This is a genomic window from Candidatus Frankia nodulisporulans, assembly GCF_902806475.1.
Classification (GTDB): domain Bacteria; phylum Actinomycetota; class Actinomycetes; order Frankiales; family Frankiaceae; genus Frankia; species Frankia umida.
In genome coordinates this window covers 1-3,139 of the sequence record NZ_CADCWS010000366.1, presented here as the reverse complement: position 1 = coordinate 3,139, position 3,139 = coordinate 1, and the positions used below count along the sequence as shown (strand labels likewise).

3 protein-coding genes and 1 riboswitch are annotated in these 3,139 nt (G+C 69.8%); of the genes, 1 reads left to right on the top strand and 2 read right to left on the bottom strand.

Annotation, left to right across the window (positions count from 1 at the left end):
- Both G6R24_RS19745 and thrC read right to left on the bottom strand, forming a co-directional pair.
- Window positions 1–201, bottom strand: a 201-nt coding sequence (locus G6R24_RS19745; RefSeq protein WP_276529342.1) for a TCP-1/cpn60 chaperonin family protein, incomplete at its 3' end; no start/stop codon positions are given.
- 443 nt (window positions 202–644) lie between these two features.
- Window positions 645–1,931 (bottom strand): threonine synthase, encoded by a 1,287-nt coding sequence (thrC, locus tag G6R24_RS19740; protein WP_163550659.1) that lies wholly within the window; start codon window positions 1,929–1,931, stop codon window positions 645–647.
- Window positions 1,932–1,939: 8 nt separating this feature from the next.
- A riboswitch (SAM riboswitch) is annotated at window positions 1,940–2,059 on the bottom strand.
- A gap of 133 nt (window positions 2,060–2,192) precedes the next feature.
- On the opposite strand from thrC, the gene G6R24_RS19735 reads away from it, so the two are divergent.
- On the top strand, window positions 2,193–2,990 hold the full coding sequence (locus G6R24_RS19735) for an HAD family hydrolase (RefSeq protein ID WP_163550658.1): 798 nt from the start codon (window positions 2,193–2,195) through the stop codon (window positions 2,988–2,990).
- Window positions 2,991–3,139 lie beyond the last annotated feature (149 nt).

Genomic DNA, 3,139 nt, shown 5'->3' with positions numbered 1-3,139 from the left:
CTTCTCGTACGGGTCCTCGAGCTCGATCTCCTTGGCGATGGAGACACCGTCGTTGGTGATCGTGGGGACGCCCCACTTCTTCTCCAGCACGACGTTGCGACCCTTGGGGCCGAGCGTGACCTTGACGGCGTCGGCCAGCTGGTTCATGCCGCGCTCCAGGCCGCGCCGAGCCTCCTCATCGAAGGCAATGATCTTCGGCATGGTTTCTGGGTCCTCCCAGTGGGATGGCAGGTTCGATGGCCTGGCCACAACGACGCCCGCGACGGACGGCTCCCGCCAGCTCCGACCAGGTGCGGACAAACCGCCATCACAGCCGGGAGGACTGGGCAGCCTCGCCGTTTCAGCCTTGGCACTCCCATCACGAGAGTGCCAGCTCATGTTTAGCACTCACCCTGGGAGAGTGCAAGCGCGCCGTCGGTCGGCGAGCCCCGCGGCACCCGCTGTTCCCCGTCCCGAGCCGTCCCCGCAACCGGCTGTGCGACCGTTCGTCCCCTGCCGTTCCCCTCGTCCGCGTCCGGCGGCGCCGACAACCCCTTCTCGGACATTTCGGACGCATCCTGGACGCCCGGTGGGTGCCGCTGGACGTCGGCGGACGTCGCTCCACGCCCCGTGCCCAGGGGTCGGACACGGGGCGTGGGCAGGCCTCAGGCGGCGGAGTCGTCGCCCAGGCCGGCGGCCTCGAAGGCGCGCAGGGAGGGCTTGATGGTGGCGGTGGGGCCACCGGTCTCGACCAGCGGGTCGAGGGTCTTCAGGCCGTCACCGGTGTTGTAGATGACGGTCTCGGCCTCGGGGTCGAGCAGGCCCTCGCGCAGCAGACGGCGCAGGGTCGCCACCGTGACACCACCGGCGGTCTCCCCGAAGATCCCCTCGGTGCGGGCGAGCAGACGCATGCCCTCGAGGATCTCGGGGTCGGTGACGTCGGTGATCGCGCCGCCGGTGCGGCGGGCGACGTCCAGGGCGTAGGGGCCGTCGGCGGGGTTACCGATGGACAGCGACTTGGCGATCGTCGACGGACGGACGGGGGCGACGGTGTCGACCCCGCGGCTGAAGGCGGCGGCGACGGGGTTGCAGCCGGCGGCCTGGGCACCGAAGACCCGGTAGGGGGTCGGCTCGACCAGGCCGAGCTTGCCGAGCTCACCGAACGCCTTGTCGACCTTGGTCAGCAGCGAGCCGGACGCGATCGGCACGACGACCTGCTGGGGGAGCCGCCAGCCGAGCTGCTCGGCGACCTCGTAGCCCAGCGTCTTGGAACCCTCGGCGTAGAACGGGCGCACGTTGACGTTGACGAACGCCCACTCGTACTCGCCGGCCAGTTCGCTGCACAGCCGGTTGACATCGTCATAGGTGCCCTGGATGGCGACCAGGGTGCCGCCGTACACACCGGTGGAGACGGTCTTGCCGGCCTCGAGGTCGTGCGGGACGAGGACGACCGAGCGCAGCCCGGCGCTGGCGGCGTGCGCGGCCACCGACTGGGCGAGGTTACCGGTGGACGCGCAGGCCACCGTGGTGAAACCAAGCTCACGGGCGGCGGACAGGGCGACCGAGACAACCCGGTCCTTGAACGAGTGGGTGGGGTTGGCGCTGTCGTCCTTGACGTACAGCGTCTTCATCCCGAGCTCGGCGGCCAGCCGCGGGGCGTGGCGCAGCGGCGTCCAGCCGGCACCGAGGGAGACCCGGCGGGACGGGTCGTGGCCGGCGGGCAGCAGCCCGACGTAACGCCACAGGTTGCGCGGGCCGGCCTCGATCGACTCCCGGGTGACCCGGCGCAGCAGGTCCGGGTCGTAGGAGATCTCCAGCGGCGCGAAGCACTCGACGCACACATGGCTCGGTGACAGCGGGTAGGTCGCTCCGCAGTGGCGACAGGACAGGCCAACGGCGGGGTTGGCCACGTCCAGGGCGGAGGCGGTGGCGCGCTCGGGCGCGAGAGTCATGGAGAAGCTCCTCATCTTTCCCGCGGCAACCTGCCACAGGTCGGAATTAGCACCTGCCGCGCACGCACAGCGTGCGGGTGGTTGCCGGGGCTTCGCCGGGCCGTTCCCTCTGCCCCTCTGGATGAGCCAGATGAAGTTGTCTGTCCGTACTGTAGACCGCGTGCCCGAGATCGTGCACCGATGTTTCCGTGGTTCACGGTTGTGTGCCGCATCAGCCAGCGTCCCACCGGGTGCCGTCCTAGGACCAGGGAGTTCATAACAGTGAGTGTCCGCGTCGTCTACACCGATCTTGACGGCACGATGGTCGGGCCCGGGGGCTGCTTCTTTCTCGCCGAGGGCGGGGGGGTGACCCTGGAGCCCGCGCGGGCACTCATCGAGCTGCACGCCGCGGGCGTCCTGCTGGTGCTGGTGAGCGGGCGCACCCGGCCGCAGCTGCTCGAGGCGGCGCAGATCTTCGGCGCGGACGGGTTCATCGGCGAGCTCGGTGCGATCGTCGGCTGGAACCGCGGGCGCGACAGCGAGATCCTGCGCGGTGCGATGCCGTCCGACTTCGACCAGGTCCCACCCGTCCTGCTGGACAAGCTGATCGACCGTCATCCCGGTGAGCTGGAACTGCACACGCCCTGGCACACCGGGCGTGAGATCGATGTGATGCTGCGCGGGCGGATCGAGGTCGCCGAGGTCGACGCGTGGCTCACCGAGATCGGTTTCGGCTGGCTGAGCATGCGCGACAACGGGCTGATCTCGCCGTCGCACATGCCGCACCTCGGTGGCCAGCCGCACGTCTACCACCTGGTGCCAGACGGCGTCAGCAAGGGCGACGCCGTGGCCTATGATCTGCGCCGACGTGGGCTGTCGCCGACCGAGGCGATCGCGATCGGCGACTCGGCGAGTGATCTGGAGATGGCGGCGCACGTCGGTCGGATGCACCTGGTCGCCAACGCGCTGCGTCATCCCAGTATCCCCGGGCTGCTACCGAAGTACGACAACGTCGCCGTTGAGGACAGCTCCGTCGGCGCCGGTTGGGCCAATGCGGTGCGTCAGGCCATCGTCGACTGAGAGTCACCGAGGGTTGTCTCGGGTCGAGGGTGCGCGGGCGGTGGCTGTCCGGCGAAAAGGCATCGGTACCAGCGAGAGACCAACATCTGGACCGAGCGGTGCGCCGGAGCGGGCCTTCACGGCGGCGCAGATGGCCTACTCTCCGCTGT